This window comes from Virgisporangium ochraceum (assembly GCF_016863655.1).
Classification (GTDB): Bacteria; Actinomycetota; Actinomycetes; order Mycobacteriales; family Micromonosporaceae; genus Virgisporangium; species Virgisporangium ochraceum.
In genome coordinates this window covers 52677-74859 of sequence record NZ_BOPH01000027.1, presented here as the reverse complement: position 1 = coordinate 74859, position 22183 = coordinate 52677, and the positions used below count along the sequence as shown (strand labels likewise).

Genomic DNA, 22183 nt, shown 5'->3' with positions numbered 1-22183 from the left:
AGGGCGGGTGACGGTCCCTGTCGACGGGCTGTCGTCCCGCACCGCGACGGACGACTGGGAAGAGGCGCTGATCGTGGGCAACGGGCGCCAGGGCGCCCTCTGCTACGGCGGTCCGTCGCGGGTGCTCGTCACCGTGTCGCACGAGCGCCTCTTCCTGCCGGTGCTGCCGCCGCTCGACCCGCCCCACACCGCGCCGCTCGTTCCCACGATCCGCGGGCTCATCCGGTCGGGCCGGCCACAGGACGCCGCCGACCTCGTGACGCGCGCCGCCGCCGAGGCGGAGCCCGGCTACGCGTCGACGAGGGGCATCGACCCGTTCGTCGGCGCCGCGACGCTCACGTGCACCCCGGAGCCGAGCGTGCCGGGGCGCGGCTACACGCGGTCCACCGACTTCAGCACCGGCGTGGTGACGCAGCGCTGGCACACCGACGCCGGCCCGGCCGGTGTCTCGGCGTTCGTCTCGCGGGCGCACGACGTGGTCGCGCTGCGCCTGCACGGTCCGGCGCGGTGGGCGGTCGCGCTGTCACCCCTCAGGGGACGCCCACCGCGGCCGGTCGACACCGTCGTGCGCCGGCGGGGTGACCGCATCACGCTGACGGCCACGTTCCCCGACCCACCGGCGGGCGGGCCGGGCGGCTACACGGTGGTGTGCCGGCTGTCCGGTCCCGATCTGGTGCTGCTGCGCACGGTGGTCGGCGGAGCGGCGACCCTCGACGACGTCCCTCCCCATTGGACGGACCTCCTGCGCGCGCACGCCGCGCTGCACCGCGACCTGTACCACCGCGTGCATCTGGACCTGGGACCGGTGCGGGACCGGCAGACCGAGGACCTCCTCGCCGCGCCGCCCGGCCCCGACACGGTGCGGCGGTTGTTCGACGCCGGCCGGTACGCGGTGATCAGCAGCACCGGTGAGCTTCCGCCCGTGCTGCAGGGGGTGTGGAGCGGAACCTACGAGCCGCCCTGGTCGAGCGGGTACACGGTCGACGGCAACCTGCCGGCGGCCGTCGCCGCCCTGCACCCCACCGGGTGCGCCGAGTTGATGCCGCCGCTGTTCGACCTCGTCGAGCGGGTGCTGCCGCACTTCCGCCGCAACGCCGAGCGGCTGTACGGGCTGCCGGGCCTGCTGGCGCCGGTGCACCTGTCGACGCACGGCCTGCAGAACCACTTCGGACCGGTGTGGTGCCAGACGTTCTGGACCGCCGGCGCCGGCTGGCTGGCCCGGCTGTACTACGACCACTGGTGCTACACCGGTGACCGGGAGTTCCTCGCGACGCGGGCGCTGCCGTTCATGCGCGAGGCGGCCGAGTTCCACCTCGGCTTCGTGCGGGCCGACGACCCGACCGCGGCGTTCGTGCCCTCGTACTCGCCGGAGAACGCGCCGGCGAACACCGGCTCCCAGGCCTGCGCCAACGCGACGATGGACCTCGCGGTCGTGCGGGACCTGCTCCGCAACCTGCTCGCCGCGACCGCGGAGCTCGGGGTCGACGACCCGGCGGCGCCGGCCTGGCGCGAGCTCCTCCGTGCGCTGCCGCCGTACCGGACCGGCAACGGTGGCGAGCTGAGCGAGTGGGCCGCGCCCGGGTACGTCGACAACCACGGTCACCGGCACGCCTCGCATCTCTATCCACTGTGGTACGAGCCGGATCCGGCCATTGTGGACGATCCGCGGCTGCGGGCGGCGGCCGCGCTCGCCGTCCGGCGGCGGCTGGAGTTCTGGCGCGGCGACCGGTCGGGGGAGATGGCGTTCGGGCTGGCGCAGGTGGGGCTCGCGGCGGCCGCGCTGGGCCTGGCCGACGAGGCGGCCGAGACGTTGACGCTCATGGCCTCCCGGTACTGGCGGCCGAGCCTGGTGCCGACCCACAACCGCGGCACCGTCTTCAACGTCGACATCGCGGGCGGCTTCCCGGCGGTGGTGGCGGCGATGCTGGTGCGCTCGACGCAACGCGTGCTCGCGGAGCCACCCCGGCGACCCACGCACCCGCGGCCGGTCGACCGCACCGCGGCGGGGCGGTCGCCGCGGCCCGGACGGCTCGACCTGCTGCCGGCGCTGCCCGCCGCGTGGCACACCGGTTCGGCGCGGGGGCTCGCCGCCCGCAGCGCGGTCACCGTGCGCCGGCTCTCCTGGACGGCCGGCCGGTACGAGGCCGTCATCGAGTCGCGGATCGACCAGGATCTCCTGGTGTCGGTGGCCGACGGCGAGCCGGAGCTGCTGTCGGTCATGGCCGGCCGGCCGGTGCGCCTCGCCGGCCCGCTGGGGCTGCTGCGTCTCGAAGGTCGGGGCGCCGTTGACAGTTAGTTCGGTTAGAAGAAAAACTAAAGCATGCCATTTCGCCCGCCCCTGGTCCCTTTCGAGACGTTCGTGGCCGACCCGCCCGACCTGCCCGTGCGCGGGCCGGGTGACGCCGGACCGTCCGTCCTGACCCGGGCCGAGGTGCTCGGCACGGACGTCGGTGGCGCCACCTTCAAGGGCACCACGTCCGACGGCTCGTCGCTGGTCGTGCGGGTCGGCGCCGCCGGCGACGGCGTTCTGCGGGTGCGCCTGTCGGCCGAGCCCGACGCCCGCAGCCGCAGCGCGGCGGCGATCGCGCTCGTGCGGCCGGCCGCCTTCGCCGCGACGGTGGAGGTCACCGACGGGACCGTCCGCATCGGCGCCGGCGCCGTCACCGCGGAGATCACCCTCGATCCGTGGCACCTGCGGTTCGTCGACGCGGCGGGCACGGTGCTGCTGGAGCAGGACCGCGGCGAGCGCGACATCAGCGGCCGGGTGCGCACGCTGCCGTTCGGCCGGTCGCTGGCCGGCGGCGAGGTGGCGGCCTACCACGAGAGCTTCGTGGCGCCTGCGCTGGAACGGTTCGTCGGCCTCGGCGAGAAGTTCACCCGGCTCGACAAGCGCGGCCAGCGCGCGCTGATGTGGAACTTCGACGCGTTCGGCAGCGAGAGCGACCGCTCGCACAAGGTGGTGCCGCTGTACCTGTCCAACCGGGGCTACGGGGTGCTCGTCGACAGCGGCATGCCGGTGGAGTTCGACATGGGCCAGTCGACGCACAGCTGCGTGCAGATCCTGGTACCCGACGACCTCCTCGACTACTACGTGATCGCTGGACCGGCACCCGCCGACATCCTGAAGCGGTACAACGCGCTCACCACCGCGCCGCTGCTGCCGCCGAAGTGGGCGTTCGGCACCTGGATCTCGTCGGGCTTCTTCGTCGACACGCAGGAGCACGTCATGGCCCGCGCGGAGAACATCCGCCGCCGCGGCATCCCGTGCGACGTGCTGCACCTCGACTGCTACTGGCAGGTCGACGGCCACTGGTCGGACCTCCGGTGGGACGCGAGCACGTTCCCCGACCCCGAGGGGATGCTCGCGAGCCTGAAGGAACAGGGCTTCCGCGTCTGCCTCTGGATCAACCCGTACGTCAGCCACCTCGCCCCCGCGTTCGAGGCGAACCGCGACCACTTCCTGAAGAAGGCCGACGGCAGCGTCTACGTCGCCGACGTGTGGCACGGCTCGTACCCGGCCTGCGGCATCATCGACCTCACCAACCCGGCCGCCGTCGAGTGGTTCGCGAACGACCTGCGGGCGCTGCTGCGTCAGGGCGTGGCGGTGTTCAAGACGGACTTCGCCGAGGGCGTGCCGGCCGACGCTGTCGCGCACAACGGGATGCGCGGCGTCGAGCTGCACAACGTGTACACGTTGCTGTTCAACGACATCGTGTCGAAGGTGACGCGCGAGGTGGCCGGCCACGGCATGGTGTGGGCCCGGTCGTCGTTCCTCGGCGGACAGCGCCACTCGGCGCAGTGGAGCGGCGACGTGAACGCCTCCTACCCCGGCATGGCGAGCACCCTGCGCGGAGGGCTGTCGCACGGCGTCTCCGGGGTCCCGTTCTGGAGCCACGACGCGGGCGGCTTCAACGGGACGCCCACGCCCGACCTCTACGTGCGGTGGAGCCAGTTCGGCGCGCTGTCGCCGCTGGTCCGCCTGCACGGCACCACGAGCCGGTTGCCGTGGGACTTCCCGGCCGACGCCGAGCGGCACGCCACCGAGGCGCTGCGGATGCGCTACACGCTGATGCCGTACCTGTACTCGGCCGCTGTGGAGTCGGCGCGCACGGGCGTCCCGATGCTCAGGGCGCTCCTGGTCGACTCGCCCGACGACCCGGCGGCCTGGACCGCCGACCTCGAGTACCGCCTCGGGGCGGACCTCCTGGTGGCGCCGATGGTCGACCCGTCCGGCGAGCGCGAGGTGTACCTGCCCGGTGGCACGTGGCTCGACTACTGGACCGGCGAGGCCGTCACCGGTGGGCGGTACGTCCGGGTGAGCCAGCCCGTCGACCGGATCCCGCTGTTCGTGCGGGACGGCGCGCTGATCCTGGTCACCGAACCGGGTGACGCGGTGGGCGACGGTCCGTTCACGGACCTCACCGTGGTCAGCTGGGGCGGTGGGGACGGTCGGACCGTCCTGCGGGACGTGGACGGCGACTCGTCGGTGGTCGCCGTCCGCTCCGGTGACACCCTGGCCGTCGACGTGACCGGCCCGGCACAGGTGCGCCGGGTCACGGTCGCACCGGTGCCGGGCCGTCTTACCCCCACCCGGATAACGCTCAACGGGGTGCCTGTGTAGTTGTCACGCGCGCGGTGAAGGGTTCAGCCCTTCACCGCGCCGACGATCACGCCCTTCACGAAGTGCCGCTGCACGAACGGGTACACGGCCACGATCGGCGCCACCGTGATGACGACGACCGCCATCTTGATGGCCAGGGTCGGTGGCATCGAGGCGCCGACCGTGCTGCCGGACACGTTGGGGCTCTGCCCGGCCAGGATGTAGCTCTGCAGCAGCCGCTGCACCGGCCACTTGTCGTTGTCGTCGATGTAGAGCAGCGCGGTGAAGAACGCGTTCCAGTAGGTCACCGCGTAGAACAGCCCGACCACCGCGATGACCGCCTTCGACAGCGGCAGCACGATGCGCCACAGGATGCCCCACTCGCTGGCGCCGTCGAGCCGCGCGCTGTCGAGCAGCTCCTGCGGCACGTTCATGAAGAACGCGCGGACCACCACGAGGTTGAACGCGCTGATCGCGCTCGGCAGCACCAGTGCCCAGATGTTGTCCTTCAGCCCGAACGCGGTGACGACCAGGTAGCTCGGCACCATGCCCGGGTAGATGAGGAACGTCAGCAGGAAGTAGAAGAGGATGGTCCGGTGCGCCACCGAGTTGGGACGCGACAGGCCGTACGCGGCCATCACGGTGAGCGTCAGGCTGAACGCCGCGCCCACCACGGAGACCAGCGTGCTGACCCAGACCGCGTTGGTCACCTGGCCACCCGAGAAGATGGTGATGTACGCCGACAGGTCGAGGTCGCGCGGGATCACCACCATCCCGCCGGTCTCATTGATGGTCTTCCGCGACGAGATGCTGGTGACCGCCACCGTCCACAGGGGAAAGGCCACCGAGAGCACCACGAGCGTGAGCACGATGGTCTTGGCCGTGCGCCCGACGGCGCTCTCCGGCTCCTCCCACGCCGCCCGGTCCGGCCGCCGCTGCCGGCGGACCGGGTCGATCGTCTGCACCGTCATTGCTTGGAGTACACCCCCTGTTCGCCGAGCATGTGCGCCACCTTGTTCGCGAGCAGCACCAGCGTCAGTCCCACGGCGGCCTTGAACAGCCCGGCCGCCGCACCGATGCCGAACTGCTGGTTGACGATCGCCTGGTAGTAGACGAACGTGTCGAGCACCTCCGCGGCCTGCCGGCCCACCGCGTCGCGCTGCAGGATGAACTGCTCGAAGCCCACGGTGAGCGCGTCGCCGAGCCGGAGGATCAGCAGCAGCACGATCACCGGGCGCAGCGCCGGCAACGTGATGTGCCACAGCCGCCGCCACCGGCCCGCGCCGTCGACGGCCGCGGCCTCGTACTGGTTCTGGTCCACGGTGGACAGTGCCGCCAGGAATACGATCGTGCCCCAGCCCACGTCCTTCCACACCGCCTCCGCGGTGACCAGCACGATGAACGTGTCGGGGTTGGTCATGACGTTCCACGGGGTCAGGCCCGCGTCACGGAAGGCGTCGGCGAGCAGCCCGGCCCCGCCGAACATCTGCACGAAGAACGTCACGACCAGCACCCAGCTGAAGAAGTGCGGCAGGTAGACGATGCTCTGGATGAACGCCCGCAGCTTCGTCGAGACGAGGCTGTTGAGCAGCAGCGCCAGGGCGATCGGCAGCGGGAAGAAGAACACGAGCTGGAACGCCGTGATCGTCAGCGTGTTCTGCAGCGCCTGCCAGAAGCCCTCGGTGTTGAACAGGGTCTCGAAGTTGCCGAACCCGATCCACGTGCTGTGCAGGAACGCCTGCAGGGGCGAGTCGCCGGCGTACGGGTTGTAGTCCTGGAACGCGACCACGTTGCCGAGCGTCGGCAGGTAGTGGAAGACCAGGAGCAGCAGCATCGCCGGCGCGCACATCAGCAGCAACGGCCAGTCGCGCCGCAGCCGCGCCCGCAGGGGCATCTTCCGCCGCGGTACGAGCGTCGGCTCCGGCGGCCGGGTCGCGCGCGTGGCGGCGGGCGGGGGCACCCGGTCGGCGTCCGGGCCGGGTGCCCCGATGGTTTCGCGTGTGGTCATCGACCGGCGTCTGACAGCGCCTTGGCCAGGAAGTCGCGTGCCTCGTCACCGCCGTTGGCACGCCACTCCGACACGATGGTGTCGATGTCGCCGAGCGGCCGCCGGCCGCGCACGACGTCGGTGAACTTGTCCTCGGTGGGCACCTTGTTCGCCTTGAACTGGGCCGGGAACTCCAGCTTGAGCCCGTCCCACGGGTCCTTCTCCAGGTACTTCACGTGCGCGTTGGAGTAGCCGAGCATGTCCTTGACGTAGTTCGGCGTGTCCGGGTACGGCTGCACCACGGGGTTGCGGCCGCTGATGAAGAAGTACTGGTTCTGGATCTCCTTGAACGAGATGTCCTCCTTGGCGGGCGCGCCGCCGGCACCCTTCTTCCAGTGCTTGCCCTCGACGCCGTACTCGCGCATCAGGAACTCCTGCGTGCCGAACGGCGCCGAGCACCAGTTGATGACGCGCAGCAGCTCCTGCACGCGCTCCTTGCCGAGGCCCTTCTTGATGAACGTGTACGAGATCGGGTCGTCGACCATCCAGACCAGCGGGTCGCCGCCGGTGGCGGAGAAGTTGGGTACCGGCTGGACGTTGAGCGTCGACGTGACCTTCTGGTACTGCGCCTGCAGCGGCTGCCAGGCGCCCATGCCGTCCTGGATCATGACGATCTTGCCGCTGGCGAACAGCGTCTTCTTGTCGGCGCCCTTCGACGCCACGACGTCCGGGTGGATCAGGTTGTCCTTGTACAGCTTGGACATGAACTCGGCGGCCTGCTTGAACTGCGGCGTCTCGTACTTGTGCACGACCTTGCCGTCGACCCGCCCCCAGCCCTGCTTGGAGCCGGGTGCCTTGAACAGCATCTGCACCATCTGGAAGATGTCGTCGAAGGCCCAGACACCCTTGTTCGGGTCGGTCATCTTCTTGCCGAGCTCGTACAGCTCGTCGCCGCTCTTCGGCATCTGCTGGCCGGCCGCGTCAAGCAGGTCCTTGCGGGCCAGCAGCACCCACGGGTACGGGCCGTCGGTGGGGTTCGGCACCGCCATCAGCCGCTCGTTCCAGACCGCCTCACGCCAGGCGGCGGTCGGGAAGCTCGCGAGCATCGGGTACGCCGACACCTTGTCGCCCGAGAGGTGGTCGGTGAGGTCCTCGAACAGCGACTTGACCGCGTCGGTGAAGCGGGGGAGCTTCTCCACCTCCCAGCCCGGGATGCACAGCAGGTCGGGTACGTCGCGGGACGCGAGCATCGCGCCGAGCTTGTCGGCGTAGGTGTTCCCGTCCTGGATGCTGAAGTCGACCTGGACGCCGAGCTCGGAGTTGATCGCGTCGTAGTAGGCGTTGGACCCGAGGCCGGGCGGCGCGGGTCCCCACGCGGGGGTCATCGCGGAGATCTTCTGCCCGCTCTTGCCGGGCTTCTCGGTGATGACCTTCTTGAACGTCGACGGGAACGTCGTGTAGCCGTCGGCGACCGGCCGGGTGCTGGTGATGTCGGGCTTGATGTCGAGCGCGATGTTCTGCTGCTTGGGCAGCACGCCGCTCAGCTTGTCGGTATCGGTGGCGCTACCGGACCCGCCTCCGCCGCCCTCGCCGCATCCGGCGAGGACTCCACCACCGGCCATGGCGGCTGCGCCCAGGCCGATGAGGCTGAGGAAGTTCCGGCGGTTGGTTGACGCGCCCGCGACGGGTGGTGTCACGGCGCACTCCCTTCGATATCTGGTTGCGAGAATGGGCTGTCCACTGGTTACGGTGTGCCCTACAGTTAGTTCGTCTAGCAATTAAACAAACTAGACGAAACTTTCCGCTCAATACAAGGGACCGGTCGGCCGGCCCGGACAGCGGGCCCGATGAGGCATGATGATCGGGCCGGGAACCAGCAAGGACAGACGGGCCACAAGTGATCACTGCGCAGCACGGGCCGCAGCCCGCTGACTTCGCCGACGTGCGGGCCACGAACCTCGCCGTCGTCCTGCGTCATGTCCGCCGGCACGCGCCGTGCTCGCGGGCCGACATCGCGGCGGCCACCGGTCTGAACAAGGCGACGGTGTCGAGCCTCGTCGCCGACCTCATCGAGCGGCGGCTCGTGCGCGAGTCGGGGCTCACCGAGCACCGCATCGGCCGGCCGGCCACCATGCTGGTGCTCGACGGCACCGCCTACGCGGGTCTCGGCGTGACGGTCGCGACCGACCAGGTCACCGCGGTCGCGCTCGACCTCGCCGGTGAGCAGCTGCTGTCGTGGCGCCGCGCGGTGACCCCCGGCGGCGCCCAGAACGGCGTCGCCACCACCAGCCCCGGTCGGTTGACCAGCGCGGTCACCACCGTCGTGGGTCGCGCGGTCAACCGGCTCACGGCCGCCGGGCGCCAGGTTCTCAAGCTGACCGTCGGGGTGCCCGGCCTGGTCGACGCCGACGGCACCGTCCGGCTGGCGAGCGACCTCGGCTGGCACGACGTCGACCTGCGGGGCGAGCTGGTCCGGGCGCTGCGCAAGCCCGGCTACGACGTGGTCGTGGAGAACGACGCCAACCTCGCGGTGCTCGCCGAGTTCCGGTTCGGCGCGCACGCGGCCACGGCGAACCTCATCCACGTCACGAACGCGGCCGGGGTGGGCGCCGGCATCATCCTCGACGGCCGGCTGGTGCGCGGCGGTCTCGGCTACAGCGGCGAGATCGGGCACATCACGGTGGAGCCCGACGGGCCGGCGTGCCCGTGCGGCCGACGCGGTTGCCTGGAGGCGGTGGCCGGTGCCGCCGCGATCGTGCGGCACGTGCGGCCGCAGCCCGACGACGCCGCCGTGCCCGACCTGGCCGCGGAGGTCGAGGAGGTGGTGCGCCGCGCCCGCCGGGCCGACCGCACGACGCTCGACGTCCTCAACCGCGCCGGCCGCCACGTGGGCCGCGCTCTCGCGTCCACCGTGAACCTGCTGAACCCCGAGGTGGTCGCGCTCGGCGGGCACTACGTGGCGCTCGCGCCCTGGCTGCTGCCGGCCGCGGAGGAGGAGCTGGCGGCGGGCTCGGTGGCGCCCGGCGCGGGCGGGTGCCGGCTGGTCGCCTCGGCCCTCGGTGCCGACGCGGCGGCCATCGGTGGCGCCGCGCGGCTGCTCGACGATCTCGACGGAGGTCTCCTACCGCGACCCGCCGGAGGGTAACGGCCGATAGAAGGGCTTGACTGGGAGCGCTCCCAATGCGAGCCTCGAATCCCAGCGGCAACACCCCCGAAACACGCGCCGCGGACCACCCCCACATCACCGCCAGAGCACCATCGAAACCTTGCAGTCCGTTGTCGAAGCGCTTCGAAGGGCAATCTCCGTCCGTTCGAGGCAAGCGCTTTCCTGACGGCCCCGAACGTCGGAGCCCGTTCGAAGCGCTTCGACAGGGACCCGGCCGAGAGGCACTCTCGTGATCGAGCAGAGCGAGCGACCCCCAGACGAGCTGTTCCGCGAGCCCGCCCGGCCGCTGTCGGCCCGTATCGACGACCTGCTGGGCCGGCTCACCGTCGCCGAGAAGCTCGCTCTGCTGCACCAGTACCAGGCGGCCGTGCCCCGGCTGGGCATCGGGTCGTTCCGCACCGGTACCGAGGCGCTGCACGGGCTGGCCTGGCTCGGACCGGCCACGGTGTTCCCGCAGGCGCTGGGGCTGGCCAGCACGTGGAACCCCGACCTCGTCGAGCGGGTCGGCGCCGCGGTCGGTGCCGAGGTGCGCGGCTTCCACCACAAGGACCCCGAGCGCGCCGGCCTCAACGTGTGGGCGCCCGTGGTCAACCCGCTGCGCGACCCGCGGTGGGGCCGCAACGAGGAGGGCTACGCCGAGGACCCGTGGCTCACCGGCGTCGTCGCCACCGCCTACGCCGCCGGCCTGCGCGGCGACCACCCCCGGTACCTGTGCACCGCACCGACGCTCAAGCACTTCCTCGGCTACAACAACGAGACCGACCGCGACATCACCTCGAGCACGCTCGGCCCGCGGGTGCTGCACGAGTACGAGCTGCCCGCGTTCCGCATCCCGCTCGCCGCCGGCGCGGCGGTCGCGGTCATGGCCTCGTACAACCTGGTCAACGGGCGGCCCGCGCACCTGAGCCCCCTCATCGACGACGAGCTGCGGGCCGCCGCACCCGACCTGCTTGTCGTCGGCGACGCCGGGGGCGTGTCGAACATCGCCGGGTCGCAGCACTACCGGGCCGACCACGTCGCCGGCTTCGCCGCCGCGGTACGGGCCGGCGTCGACAGCATGACCGAGCACGACAGCGACTCGGCCCGCACCGTGGGCCTGCTCGCCGACGCGCTCGACCGCGGCGAGCTCGCGATGTCCGATGTGGACACCGCGGTGCGGCGGGTGCTGTCGGTGCGGTTCCGGCTCGGCGAGTTCGACCCGCCCGAGCGGAACCCGTACACCGCGGTGACCGCCGAGGTCATCAACTGCGCCGCGCACCAGAACCTCGCCCGCGAGGCGGCGTGCCAGTCGATGGTGCTGCTGCGCAACGACGGCCTGCTGCCCCTGGACCCGCACGCGTTGCGCCGCGTCGCCGTGCTCGGCCCGCTCGCCGACACGCTGCTCGTCGACTGGTACAGCGGCACTCTGCCGTACGCGGTCACGCCGCGGGCCGGTCTCAGCGAGCTGCTCGGCGCCGGCTCGGTGACGTTCCACGAGAGTGTCGACCGGGTCGCGCTGCGCACCGCGGCCGGCCGCGTCGTCGCGTCCGACCGCGGTGAGGGCGAACCGCTCGCGGTCGAGGCCGCCGCGACCGGTGCGGCGACCTGGTTCGACGTGTTCGACTGGGGCGACGACGCCATCGTGCTGCGGGCGGTGGCCAACAACCGGCACGTCGGCGCCGAGGACAACGGGACGCTCGTCAACGACCGCACGGGCCCCGGCGGCTGGATCGTGCGCGAGACGTTCTCGTTGGAGGAGACCGGCGGCGGGCAGGCGCTGCTGCGCAACCGCGCCAGCGACCGGTACGTGCGCGTCGACGCCGACGGCGTGCTGCGCGCCGACGCCTCCCGTTCCGACGCCACCCCGTTCACCGTCGAGCTGGTGACCGACGGCCGGGCGGCGGCCGCCGCGGCGGCCCGGGAGGCCGACGTCGCCGTGGTCGTCGTCGGCAACCACCCGATGGTCAACGGCCGCGAGACCCAGGACCGCGCCGACCTCGCGCTGCCGGCCGACCAGGCCGCGCTCGTGCGCTCCGTGCGGGAGGCCAACCCGCGCACGGTGCTCGTCATCTCCAGCAGCTACCCGTACTCGCTCGACGCCGTGGCCGCCGGCGCGCCGGCGATCCTGTGGTCGGCGCACGGCGGCCAGGAGTACGGCGCCGCGCTCGCCGAGGTGCTCGTCGGCGCGGTGAACCCCGGCGGGCGGCTCACGCAGACCTGGTACCGGTCCGTGGCCGACCTTCCCGACCTGCTCGACTACGACGTGATCGCCGCCGACGCGACGTACCAGTACTTCCGCGGCACACCGCTGTTCGCGTTCGGGCACGGCCTGAGCTACACGACGTTCGCGTACTCGTCGCTGGAGGTGTCGTCGCGGTCGATGCCCGCCGACGGCGAGGTGACCGTCTCCGTCGAGGTCACGAACACCGGCGACCGCGCGGGCGCCGAGGTGGTGCAGGTCTACACGCGACAGTTCCGGTCGCGGGTCAAGCAGCCGTTACGGCGGCTGCGGGCGTTCCAGCGGGTCGAGCTCGCGCCGGGCGAGAGCCGCGTCGTGCGGCTCACGCTCCGCGCGGAGGAGCTGGCGATCTGGGACGTGACGCGCGGCGCCTGGCACGTGGAGCGGTCGCCGCACCAGGTGTTCGTGGGCGGTTCGGCCACCGATCCGGAGCTGAGCACGTCGGTCCTCGTCGAGGGAACCGCGATCCCGCCGCGCGACCCGGCCCGGCCCACCCGGGCGGTCGACCACGACGACTACGCCGGCGTCACGCTCGTCGACGCCGCGCCCGCGGCCGGCGACGCGGTCGCCGCCACCGAGCCGGGCGGGTGGATCGCGTTCCACGACGTGCTGTTCCCGGACGGCGCGGCGTCGTGCCGGCTCGCGGTCACGCGCGTCGGCGCCGGCACCGCCGCCGTGACGCTGCGGCTCGACGACCCGCTCGGCGGGCCGGTGCTGGCGACCGTCGCGGTCGCGTGCGACGGCGACCCGTACGACTGGACCGCGGTGGAGGTGCCGGTTCCCGGCGCCGGCGGCCGCCGCGATCTCTACGTGGTGTTCGAGGAGCCCGACACGCGGCTGCGAGACCTGGCGCTCGTCGTGGACGGCCGGTGAACGGCCACGGGGCGATCGCCCCGCCCGCGCGGCGCCGCCCGCCGGCCGGCCCGGTGACCATCGCCGAGGTGGCCCGGCACGCGCACGTCGCGCCGAGCACGGTGTCCTATGTGCTCAGTGGCAAGCGGTCGATCTCGGCGAGCACCCGCCAACGCGTGCTCGCCAGCGTGCGGGAGCTGGGCTACCACCCGCACGCCGGCGCGCGGGCGCTGGCGAGCAACCGGTCGAACGTCATCGCGCTCGTGCTGCCGTTGCGGGCCGGCATGCACCTGCCGGTGGTGATGCGCTTCGCGGTGTCGGTGGTCACCGCCGCCCGCCAGTTCGACCACGACGTGCTGCTGGTCACCGCCGACGAGGGCCCCGACGGGCTGCGCCGGGTGGCCGCGAGCGCGCTCGTCGACGGGCTGGTGCTGATGGACGTCGAGCTCGACGACCGCCGGGTGCCGTTCCTGCGCGACCTCGCCCGGCCCAGCGTGCTCATCGGGTTCCCGGCGGAGGCGGCCGGGCTCACGTGCGTCGACCTCGACTTCCACCGCGCCGGTGCCGAGTGCGTGGCGCACCTGGCCGGCCTCGGGCACCGCGGTGTCGCGCTGCTGGGCGCGCCGCAGGCGGTCTACGAACGGGGGACCGGGTTCGCGCACCGCACGCGCACCGGGTTCCTCGACGCGGCCGCCGCGCACGGCGTGCACGCGGTGGCCGGCCCGTGCGAGGAGAACCCGCTCGCGGTGCGGCGGCGCATCGCCGAACTGCTCGCCACCGAGCCCGGCGTGACCGGTCTGGTGGTGCACAACGAGGCCGCCGTCGAGCACGTGCTCGCCGCGCTGCGTGACCTCGGCCGGCGGGTTCCCGACGACGTGTCGGTGGTGGCGATCTGCCCGGAGGAGATCGCCGAGCGCACCGTCCCGGCGCTGACCTCGGTGCAGATTCCCGCGGAGGAGGTCGGCATCCGGGCGGTGGACCTGTTGATGTGCAAGCTCGGCGGCGTGCACCCTCCACAGTCGACACTGCTCGCGCCGCGGCTGACCGCGCGCGACAGCACCATGACGGCACCCGCCGCGCGGGTGTGACCCCGCGCGACGGGCGCCGACATCGTGGGGGATTCCTGCGTCCGAATGTCCGGTGGCCCGGAGTTGCGGGCACCGATGAATGGTCGACACCGCCATCGATCTTCATGTGATCGGGACCCCGCACGATCGCGCCCGGTCGTGGGCGCTGCCCAGAACCAACCATGATCGAAGGTGGTGGTGGGGCTTTTCTGCTGTTGTGGCCCGGGCCAAACAGCAGAAAGTCGCCACCACTTTCGATCATCAGCTGACGCGGCACCGCACGATCGCGTTGCGTGCCCGGTCGTCGGCGCTGCGCGGTCCGGCCCCGGACCCTGACCCCAGAAGGGCTCTTGGAGGCTTGACTACACGTTTCCGACCGCGCGCAGCGCCGCGGCACCGATCGCGGCCGTGTCGGCGGCGTCGAGGACCGCGGCCAGGTGGGCGTCGGGCCGCAGGACCCACACCTGCCCGTCGGGCACCGCCGGCACCTCCGCGTGGTCGACGACGACCGGGTCGAACGTGGGGCGCCGGGCCAGGGCCCGCACCCGGGTGCCGTCGCGCGTCTGCACGTCGGGCACCAGCACGCCGGGTGCCGGCGGATGCGTCCGTCCGCGTGGCGGCCGGCCGGTGACCGGGTACCGCGGGTTCGGGGTGGTCAACGGCGAGTCGGTGTACCAGAACGGCTCCGCGAGCCGGCCCGAGTCGACCAGCGCCCGCGCGGCCGGGTCGGTGGCGGCCCGGCTCAGCACGTCGTGGCGGTGCCGGCGCTCGTCGTCGGTGCGGGGGACCAGGAACCGCATCGTCGCACCGGCGACGGCGAGGTTCTCCAGCGCCGCGGCGTGCCGCTCGGTGTGGTAGGTGTCCAGCAACGACTCCGGCGACCATCCATGGTGGACGTACGCGAGCTTCCACGCCGCGTTCTCCGCGTCCTGCACGCCGGAGTTGAGACCGCGGGCGCCGAACGGCGACATGAGGTGCGCGCAGTCGCCGGCCAGCAGCACCCGACCGACCCGCATCTGCGGCACCACCCGCGAGCTGAACCGGTACACCGACCGCCACACCAGCTCGTACGGCCGGTCGCCGACGATCTGCCGGATCCGGCGGTCGAGCCCGCCGCACGCCTCCTCGCGGGCGAGGTCGAAGCTCGGCGCCACCTGCCAGTCGACGCGGAACGTGCCGCCCGGGCAGGGATGCACGAGCACCTGCCGGCCCGGGTTCCAGACCGGGTCGAAGTGGAACCGCCGCTCGGTCTCCCACCCGGGAAGGTCGGTGCGGAGGTCGCAGATGAGGAACTGGTCGTCGAACGTCTCGCCGTCGAACGTCAGGCCGAGGTCGCGCCGGAGGGTATCGGCCCGCGCGCCGGCGCAGGCCAGTACATGGGACGCGCGCAGCAGCCGCTCGCCGGCCGGCGTCTCGCACACGACCGTGACACCCTCGTCGTCCTGCTCGAGGCCGACGACCCGGTGGCCCCAGCGCACCTCGGCCAGCGGCGTGCGCGCCAGCCGCTCGTCGAGCAGTTCCTCGGTGCGGGCCTGTGACACGTTGGCGAACGGCGGGAACGGTGACCGTCCACTGTCGACGAAGTCGACGGCGAACAGCTCGCGGCCGCGGTGGTAGGTGCGGGCGGTCCGCCAGGTGAGGCCCTCGTCGGCGATCCGCCGGCCGACGCCGACCGCGTCCCAGATGTCGATGACGTCGCGCTGCTGGACGATCGCCCGCGACCCGACCACGTCGCGGGCCGGCCGGGCGTCGAGCACCACCACCGGCACGCCCCACCGGGCCAGCAGCAGCGCGGCCGTCTGGCCGACCGGGCCGGCTCCGACGACGATCACCGCGGGCACGGCCGGTCAGCCCTGCATCGCGGCCCAGACCTCACGGTCGCGGTCCGCTGTCCAGATCCGCGGCCAGTCGACGCCGCTCAACTCGTCCCACAGCCGTTGCACGTTGAAGGGCAGGCAGTGCTCGAAGATCGGCCACTTGCCGAACGTGGGCGCGAGGGCCGCGTGCACCGCCAGGAACGCCTCGCGTGGCGTGCCGCCGCGGCCGTGCACCTCGCGCGTGCGGTCGACCATCACGGTGAGGAACGCGCGGGTCTGCGCGATCGCCGCGTCGACCGCGTCGCGTCCGCGCGCGACGGCGCCGCGCCCGCCGACGAGCGTCTCCGCGCCGAGCGCCGCCACACTGTCCAATGTGGACGACGACCAGTCGAGGTGGAACGCGTCGCCGGTGTAGAGGGCCGCCTGCGCCTCGACGAGGTCGCCGGCGAACAGGATCCGTTGCCCCGGCAGCCAGGCGACGATGTCGCCGGCGGTGTGGCCGCGCCCGCAGTAACGCAGCACCAGGTCGCCGCGCGAGCCGCCGAGGTCGATCGTGAGGCGGTCGGAGAACGTGACCGTGGGCCAGGTGAGCCCGGGAATGGACTCTTCGCCGGTGAACAGGCGCGGCATCCGCGCGCGCTCCGACGCCCAGTCCTCCATGCCGCGCTCGGCGATCAGCGCGCGGGTCTGCTCGTGGGTGACGATCACGTCGGCGCCGAACGCGGCGGCGCCCAGCACCCGCACCGCGTGGTAGTGGCTCAACACGAGGAACCGCACCGGTTTCGTCGTGTGCTCGCGCAGCCGCATCAGCCAGCGCCGCGCCATCACCGGCGTGGCGCGCGCCTCGAACGCGACCACGAAGTCCTCGCCCTCGACCGCGCCCACGTTCGGGTCGCCCTCGGCGGTCAAGGCGTACACGCCGTCGCCGATCACCTCCAGGGTCTCGGCCTTCTCGTCGAGATCGGCGGACGAGGCGAACGGCTTGACCATGGCGATCACCCGTTTCTATATTCGGAAAAGTATTTCCGTCACAGGTGACCGGACTATATGCGACGAGAGGGCCCCGTGGCACGTCCGCGCAAGGATCAGTCCGTTCCGCACTCCCAGACGCTCGACCGCGGGCTACGGCTGCTCACCGCGATCACCGACGCCGGCGGCCCGGTCGACCTCGGCGTGCTCGCCGCCAGCGTCGACCTGCACCGGTCGGTGGCGTACCGGCTGGTGCGCACGCTCGAGGACCACCGCCTGGTGCGGCGCACCGGCGACGGGCGGTACGAGCCGGGGATCGGCCTCGCGGTGCTGGCGGCGAGCGTCAGCCGGCCGGTGCAGGCCGCCGCCCTGCCCGAGCTCACCCGGCTGGCCGCCCGCGCCCGGGCCACCGCGTTCCTCGCGGTACGCGACGGCGACGACGCGGTCACCGTCGCCAGCGTCGAGCCGCCGCACGGCCCGGCGCACGTGGCCTACCGGCCGGGCAGCCGGCATCCGGTCGACCGCGGCGCGCCGGGGCTGGCGCTGCTCGCCGGCGCGCGGCAGCGGGCCGGCGAACGGCCGGAGGTGGCGCTCGCCCGCGAGCGCGGGTACGCGACCTCGCGTGGTGAGGTGATCGCCGGGCTGGAGTCGGTGGCGGCACCCGTGGTCCGCGGCGGCTGGGACGGCGGGGTCGTCGGGTCGGTGGCGGTCGTCTTCCTCGCCGACACGGCGGATCTCGCCGAGCTCGGCGCGCTCGTGGTCGAGACCGCCGCGGCGGTGCGGGCCGCGCTGGCTTGACCCTCCAGCTTGACCCTCCAGTCGCGGGAGTTCCTAGCGTCGCCCGCATGGCACCGGCTCCCAAGAAGAAGTCCCGTGAGCTCACGCTCGAGCTCGAGGCGGGCAACGCCGCGATGGTCGACATCGGCAAGATGCTCGGCCCCACCGGCGTCAACACGCGCCAGCTCAAGCTCGACTACGACGCGGCAACGGCGGCGCAGCGCGGCGAGATCGTGCCCGTCGTGGTCACGGTGTTCGAGGACCGGTCGTTCGCGCTGCGCTACAAGACCCCGCCGACCGCGTACCTCATCCGCAAGGTGCTCGGGCTGGCGTCGGGTTCGCCGCGGCCCGGCTCGCAGGTGGTGGCGAAGATGTCCCGCGCCCAGCTGCGCGAGGTCGCCGAGCGCAAGCTGCCCGACCTGAACACCGACGACGTCGACGCGGCGATGCGGCAGATCGCCGGCACCGCCCGCTCGATGGGCGTCCTCATCGAGGATGAGTGACGGCCTCTGGCGCGGGGTGGTGGCGCCGTACCGCGTCCTCGACCCCGCGCTGTACGACGCGGAGGCTTTGCTGGCAACGGTTTTCGCTGACGTCTGCGCGGGACTTCCCGACCAGCGCGCCGCGGCCGGCCGGTTGAACCCGGTACTGGCCGGCGCGGTGCTGCGCGTCGAGCCCGTCGGTGGGCGCTGGCGCATCGCGGTCACCGATCCGGTCGCGGCGGCCGCGACCGCGCTCGCGCTCGTCGCGGTGACCGGCGGATGGCGCCGCCTGAAGCGGTGCGTCCGGTGCGGGCGGACGTTCGTCGACCGCACCAACGGCGCCACGAGACGCGGCTGCGCCGACCACCCCGCCCGCCGGCCACCCCGCCCGACGGGGTGACGGCCGGCCGTAATTCGTTTGAACGGCCCGGCCGATCCGGCCAACCTGGAAGCTCCGCCGACTTCCAGGGATGTTCACGCCATGCGTCTGCTCCGCGACCTGTGGGTCACCTCACCGCGCCGTACGGCGCTGGTGGGCGTCCTCATCGTGCTGGGCGCCGTCGGCCAGTCGCTCGCCGCGGCGTTCGCCGGCACCGTGCTCATCGAGCGGTCGTCGGTGATCTTCGTGCTGCTCGCGGTCGCGCTCGTGGTGGCCGTGGGCACCGACCTCGTGATGGGCCTCATCACCGCCGGCCTCACCGCCGACTGGGCGGCCGACGTGCGGCGCCGGCTGTGCCGCGTCGCGTTCGGCCAGGACCTGCCGACGTTGGAGGGCACCCCGGTCGGCGAGCTGCTCGACCGGATGGACGGCGACGTGAACCAGGTCGCCTCCGAGCTGCGCGGCGCCGGCGTGCGGATCGCGCAGGCCGGTGCCACCGGGGTCGCGTCGATCATCACGGCGTTCGTGGTGTGGTGGCCGGCCGGGCTCGGCATGCTCGTCGTCGCCACGGTGCTCGGGGTGGCGCTGCGCAGGCCCACGGCACGCATCACCCCCGCCCGGATGGGCGAGGAGGAGGCGTGGTCCGACCTCGCCGCCGTGATGGAGGAGTCCATCCACGGACAGGACGACGTGCGTACCAGTCTCGCCCGTCCCTACGTGCTGCGGCTGTTCGCCCGCCGCTCCAGCGAGGTGCTCACCCGCGGCCGCCGGGTGTGGTCGCTGTCGGCGCGGGTCACCGCGTCGGCGGCCGCGGTCATGCGGGCCGGCATCGCGGCCGTGGTGGTCGGCGGCGTGGCCGCGCTCACCGCGGGACGCATCGACGCCGCGCGGCTCACCGCGGTGTGGCTGCTGGTGCTGGCGTTCGGGGCGATGGTCGAGCACGTGAGCCGCATGGTGCCCGAGCTGCAGTACGCGCTCGGTGCGTGGAACCGGGTCCAGCTCCTGCGGGAAGCGAAACAGGAACCCGTCGGCGGGCGCGCACCGGCCGACGCCGACCTCACCGTACGAGGTCTCACGTTCCGGTACGCGAGCTCGCCCGAGCGGCGCCCGGCCCTGCGCGACGTGACCCTCACGTTCGCCCGGGGCCGTTCCTATGCGCTCATCGGGCGCACCGGCTCGGGCAAGTCGACGCTCGCCAAGGTGCTCACCCGCGCCGTCGACGTGCCGCGCGGCACCGTGTTCCTCGGCGACACCGACATGGTCGACCTCGACCTCGACGGGCTGCGCCGCTGGATCGCGATCGTGCCGCAGCGCACCGAGATCCTCGCCGGCACGCTGGCCGAGAACATCGCCCTGTTCGACACCGACCTCCTCGGGCCGGCCGGCGACGCGCTGGAGGAGCTGGGGCTCGGCGAGTGGGTCCGCGACCTGCCCGACGGGCTGAACACGAAGCTCGGCGACGGCGGCCACGTGCTGTCGGCCGGTCAGGAGCAGCTCGTCGCGTTCGCCCGGATCCTCGTGCGTGACCCGCACGTCGTGATCCTCGACGAGGCGACCGCCCGGATGGACCCCGTCACCGAGGCGCGCGTCCAGCGGGCCACGGCGCGGCTGCTCGACGGGCGCATCGGCATCGTCGTGGCGCACCGGCTGTCGTCGGTGCGCAGCTGCGACGAGGTCGTCATGCTCGCCGACGGTGAGGTGGTCGAGGCCGGGCCGCTGCACGAGTCCGACCGCTTCGCCCGGCTGCTCGCCACCAGCCACGTACCCAGTGCACCGGCCAACGGCGACGGGGCTGTGCCCGTCTCCTCCAATGGAACCGACAAGGCCGCACCGCCGGTACTACCGCAACCACCGAAAGCGAGCGCGTTGCGCGAGCTCTACCGCCTGATGACGAACGACCCGCGGTACGGGCTGCTGTCGGTGGCGCTGTTCCTGGTGCTGACGTTCCTCGGGCTCGACGGCGTGGTGCTGCCGCTGCTGTGGGCCGATCTCGTCGACGGCGCGGGCGACCCGTTCGGGCCGGCGGTCGGCATCGTGGCGGCGCTGCTGCTGGCGACGCCGATCCCGTGGTTCACCAACCGGTGGTTCCCGGAGTGGTGGGTGCGGCAGATGCTGCGGATCAGCCTGCGGCTCGTGCACGGGCAGACCGGCGCGCGGCGGGTCAGCTCGCACACGCCGGCCGAGGTCGTGGCGCAGGGCGGCGACACCGAACGGGTCGTGGAACTGGCCGACAACCTCGTCGACCAGTTCATCGCGATGTTCGTGCTCGCGGCGATGACCCTGGTGTCCGGCTCGATCGTGCCGGGCCTGTTCTTCCTCGGGACGATGGTGGTGTCGGGGCTGGCGTCGACCACGTTCGCGCCGCTGCTGGAGAAGTCGGCGCGGGGCACCGTGGCGGCACGGGCGGCATTCGCGACCGCGCTGGTGTCGTCGCTGTCGGCGGCGCGCACCGTGAAGCTCGCCGGTGCCACCGACCCGGTGCTGGTGCACCTGGCCGGGCTCGACACCGTCCGCAGCGAGCGGGTGCGGCACGAGATCCGGCTGCAGGTGCTCGCCCGGTCGACGCCGGCGCTGCTCGCCGGCCTGCTGCCGGTCGGCGTCTGGGCGATGTACCTCGGCGGCTCGCTCACCGCCGGCGCGGCGCTGGTCGCCGTGTCGACGCTCGGCGCCGCGCGGTGGTTCGCGTGGACGACGGCGTCGCTGGTCGCGCACCTGCCGTCGGCCCGCGTGTGGACCGCACGCACCGTCGCGATGAGCGGCGTGGCCGCGTACTCGGCCGAGGTGCCCGGGGTGGACATCTCCGAGGGCACCGCGCCGGCACCGCCGACCGCACCGCGCAACCCGTTGCGGCGCCTGGACCTCGACGGGTTCACGGCCGTGCATGAAGACGGCACGGTCGGTGTCCGCGACATCGACCTCAGCGTCGAGCGCGGGCACCTGGTGCTGGTCGTCGGCCCCGTGGGCGCCGGCAAGTCGTCGCTGCTGCGCGCGATGGCCGGCATCGTGCACCACACCGGCGCGCTGCGCTGGAACGGCGAGGCGGTCACCGAGCCGGAGGTGTTCCTGCGTCCCAACCAGGTCGGTTACGTCGCGCAGCTGCCGCGGGTGCTGTCGGGCACGGTCGCCGACAACATCCGGCTCGGGCACGAGGTCGACCCGCACGGCGCGGTCTCCACCGCACAGCTCGACCACGACCTGTCCGGCACCGGCGGCGGCCTCGGTCTGCTGATAGGCCACAAGGGGACCCGCCTGAGCGGCGGCCAGCTCCAGCGGCTGGCACTGGCCCGGGCGCTGGCGCCGAGCACGGAACTGCTCATCGCAGACGACGTGTCGTCGGCACTCGACGTGACGACGGAGCTGGACCTGTGGCGCGCCCTGCGCGAACGCGGCGTCACCGTGGTCGGCTCGACGTCGAAGCGGGCCGCCCTGGTACAGGCCGACCAGGTCGTCGTGCTGATCGGCGGGTCGGTGGCGGCACACGGCACGTGGAGCGAGCTCCAGTCCACGTGGGGCCACCTGGCCGGCTGAGTGCCGAGCGGGCCGGCGCGGCGCGGGCGCCGGCCGGGGCGCGCCGGCCGGCGTGCGCGTGCGCCCGTGGCGGCGGCGCCCCCGCCGGCGCGTCGATCTTGCATTTGTGGCCGCCCTTCTGTAGGTGTATATGCCGGTTTGATGGGGGCCCCAACTGCAAGATCGGCGCCTGGTCCGGGAGTCGGTGGGAGAGGCTCGGCCGGATGACCGGCGACGCGCGGGCGCTGGGCGGAGGGGGAGGATCGGTCCCGGTTCGTCGTGGCGCTGGGCTTCCTCACCTGGGTGCGCAGGCTCGACGCCGGGCTCGACGTCGCGGTGGGGGCGGGCGAGGGACTTCACCC

Annotated in this window: 14 protein-coding genes; 9 read left to right on the top strand and 5 right to left on the bottom strand. The window is 72.9% G+C overall.

What is annotated here, in order from left to right; all coding sequences use genetic code 11:
• Positions 1-7 precede the first annotated feature (7 nt).
• Both Voc01_RS12435 and Voc01_RS12430 read left to right on the top strand, forming a co-directional pair.
• Positions 8-2296: a glycosyl hydrolase family 95 catalytic domain-containing protein gene (locus tag Voc01_RS12435; protein ID WP_203927521.1), complete on the top strand. Its 2289-nt coding sequence runs from the start codon at positions 8-10 to the stop codon at positions 2294-2296.
• A gap of 24 nt (positions 2297-2320) precedes the next feature.
• Positions 2321-4621, top strand: a complete 2301-nt coding sequence (locus tag Voc01_RS12430; RefSeq protein WP_203927520.1) for a TIM-barrel domain-containing protein — start codon at positions 2321-2323, stop codon at positions 4619-4621.
• Between the two features lie 23 nt (positions 4622-4644).
• On the opposite strand, the gene Voc01_RS12425 is transcribed toward Voc01_RS12430, so the two are convergent.
• Genes Voc01_RS12425 through Voc01_RS12415 form a run of 3 tightly spaced genes read right to left on the bottom strand, consistent with a single transcriptional unit; the run spans position 4645 to position 8284 of the window.
• Entirely contained in the window at positions 4645-5571 is a 927-nt protein-coding gene (locus Voc01_RS12425; RefSeq protein WP_203927519.1) for a carbohydrate ABC transporter permease, read from the bottom strand.
• Complete coding sequence (locus tag Voc01_RS12420; protein ID WP_203927518.1) at positions 5568-6608, bottom strand: ABC transporter permease; 1041 nt, start codon at positions 6606-6608, stop codon at positions 5568-5570. The genes Voc01_RS12425 and Voc01_RS12420 overlap by 4 nt, the downstream gene beginning before the upstream one ends.
• Complete coding sequence (locus Voc01_RS12415) at positions 6605-8284, bottom strand: extracellular solute-binding protein (protein WP_239160134.1); 1680 nt, start codon at positions 8282-8284, stop codon at positions 6605-6607. Before Voc01_RS12415 ends, Voc01_RS12420 begins: the two co-directional genes overlap by 4 nt.
• Positions 8285-8484: 200 nt before the next feature.
• Here Voc01_RS12415 and Voc01_RS12410 point away from each other — a divergent pair, with 200 nt between their 5' ends.
• The 3 genes from Voc01_RS12410 (at position 8485) to Voc01_RS12400 (ending at position 13911) form a co-directional block, all read left to right on the top strand.
• Positions 8485-9732 (top strand): ROK family transcriptional regulator, encoded by a 1248-nt coding sequence (locus Voc01_RS12410; protein WP_203927517.1) that lies wholly within the window; start codon positions 8485-8487, stop codon positions 9730-9732.
• Positions 9733-9982: 250 nt separating this feature from the next.
• On the top strand, positions 9983-12844 hold the full coding sequence (locus Voc01_RS12405; RefSeq protein ID WP_203927516.1) for a glycoside hydrolase family 3 protein: 2862 nt from the start codon (positions 9983-9985) through the stop codon (positions 12842-12844).
• Positions 12841-13911 (top strand): LacI family DNA-binding transcriptional regulator, encoded by a 1071-nt coding sequence (locus Voc01_RS12400; RefSeq protein ID WP_239160133.1) that lies wholly within the window; start codon positions 12841-12843, stop codon positions 13909-13911. The genes Voc01_RS12405 and Voc01_RS12400 overlap by 4 nt, the downstream gene beginning before the upstream one ends.
• Before the next feature lie 341 nt (positions 13912-14252).
• Here the strand turns inward: Voc01_RS12400 and Voc01_RS12395 are convergent, their stop codons facing one another.
• Positions 14253-15731 (bottom strand): FAD-dependent monooxygenase, encoded by a 1479-nt coding sequence (locus Voc01_RS12395; protein WP_203927515.1) that lies wholly within the window; start codon positions 15729-15731, stop codon positions 14253-14255.
• 6 nt (positions 15732-15737) lie between these two features.
• Positions 15738-16697 (bottom strand): MBL fold metallo-hydrolase, encoded by a 960-nt coding sequence (locus Voc01_RS12390; RefSeq protein ID WP_203927514.1) that lies wholly within the window; start codon positions 16695-16697, stop codon positions 15738-15740.
• A gap of 75 nt (positions 16698-16772) precedes the next feature.
• Here Voc01_RS12390 and Voc01_RS12385 point away from each other — a divergent pair, with 75 nt between their 5' ends.
• The 4 genes from Voc01_RS12385 to Voc01_RS12370 all read left to right on the top strand — a co-directional run bounded on the left by Voc01_RS12385 (position 16773) and on the right by Voc01_RS12370 (position 21842).
• A complete protein-coding gene (locus Voc01_RS12385; protein WP_203927513.1) occupies positions 16773-17474 on the top strand; it encodes an IclR family transcriptional regulator in 702 nt (233 codons plus the stop codon).
• A gap of 47 nt (positions 17475-17521) precedes the next feature.
• Positions 17522-17956, top strand: a complete 435-nt coding sequence (locus tag Voc01_RS12380; RefSeq protein WP_203927512.1) for an uL11 family ribosomal protein — start codon at positions 17522-17524, stop codon at positions 17954-17956.
• On the top strand, positions 17949-18335 hold the full coding sequence (locus tag Voc01_RS12375) for a hypothetical protein (RefSeq protein ID WP_203927511.1): 387 nt from the start codon (positions 17949-17951) through the stop codon (positions 18333-18335). Before Voc01_RS12380 ends, Voc01_RS12375 begins: the two co-directional genes overlap by 8 nt.
• An 81-nt stretch (positions 18336-18416) precedes the next feature.
• Complete coding sequence (locus Voc01_RS12370) at positions 18417-21842, top strand: ABC transporter ATP-binding protein (RefSeq protein WP_203927510.1); 3426 nt, start codon at positions 18417-18419, stop codon at positions 21840-21842.
• Positions 21843-22183 lie beyond the last annotated feature (341 nt).

What these genes read in the sequence shown, in the direction of transcription:
- Voc01_RS12375 (WP_203927511.1), top strand. Translation starts at nt 17,949, where the DNA reads ATGAGTGACGGCCTCTGGCGCGGGGTGGTGGCGCCGTACCGCGTCCTC.
- Voc01_RS12425 (WP_203927519.1), bottom strand. Translation starts at nt 5,571, where the DNA reads ATGACGGTGCAGACGATCGACCCGGTCCGCCGGCAGCGGCGGCCGGAC.
- Voc01_RS12390 (WP_203927514.1), bottom strand. Translation starts at nt 16,697, where the DNA reads ATGGTCAAGCCGTTCGCCTCGTCCGCCGATCTCGACGAGAAGGCCGAG.
- Voc01_RS12430 (WP_203927520.1), top strand. Translation starts at nt 2,321, where the DNA reads ATGCCATTTCGCCCGCCCCTGGTCCCTTTCGAGACGTTCGTGGCCGAC.
- Voc01_RS12380 (WP_203927512.1), top strand. Translation starts at nt 17,522, where the DNA reads ATGGCACCGGCTCCCAAGAAGAAGTCCCGTGAGCTCACGCTCGAGCTC.
- Voc01_RS12420 (WP_203927518.1), bottom strand. Translation starts at nt 6,608, where the DNA reads ATGACCACACGCGAAACCATCGGGGCACCCGGCCCGGACGCCGACCGG.
- Voc01_RS12370 (WP_203927510.1), top strand. Translation starts at nt 18,417, where the DNA reads ATGCGTCTGCTCCGCGACCTGTGGGTCACCTCACCGCGCCGTACGGCG.